1 protein-coding gene is annotated in these 371 nt (G+C 48.2%); it reads right to left on the minus strand.

Annotation, left to right across the window (positions count from 1 at the left end; all coding sequences use genetic code 11):
- Positions 1–7: 7 nt before the first annotated feature.
- Complete coding sequence (locus tag HBA93_RS19270) at positions 8–208, minus strand: hypothetical protein (protein WP_221724371.1); 201 nt, start codon at positions 206–208, stop codon at positions 8–10.
- Positions 209–371 lie beyond the last annotated feature (163 nt).

A 371-nucleotide genomic window follows, 5' to 3' on the forward strand; every position in this document is an offset into this window, starting at 1 on the left:
GCTCACTCTAGTCCGTTTCAGACGGCTCGTCATTCGGGCTGACATTAGCAGCGGGCAGTCCTTCACCGCGCTCGTCTTCCGCTCCGAATCGTCTTGAACGAATCTGTGCTTTGCGCCGCATGAGATTCGCACGCAATTGTTCAGAACGGCGCTTAGCACGCTGATCTATTTCGGCTTTTTTAGATGGAGTATCAGGCTTATCAGTCATTGTGCAGCTCTTTTACATCAGCAAATGCGTCAGGAGAAGCATACATATGCACAGGTTTTGACTGTTTTTGCTATTTTAACAAAAGAAATGCATTTGATGGCTTGCGGTTTCGGAAATCTTATGTCAGAAACCGCCGCAACGAACAGCATGCTGCGGTAGCTCA

Origin of the sequence: Ochrobactrum sp. SFR4 (assembly GCF_019730395.1) — a bacterium.
In the GTDB taxonomy this organism is placed as follows: domain Bacteria; phylum Pseudomonadota; class Alphaproteobacteria; order Rhizobiales; family Rhizobiaceae; genus Pseudochrobactrum.

What these genes read in the sequence shown, in the direction of transcription:
- HBA93_RS19270 (WP_221724371.1), bottom strand. Translation starts at nt 208, where the DNA reads ATGACTGATAAGCCTGATACTCCATCTAAAAAAGCCGAAATAGATCAG.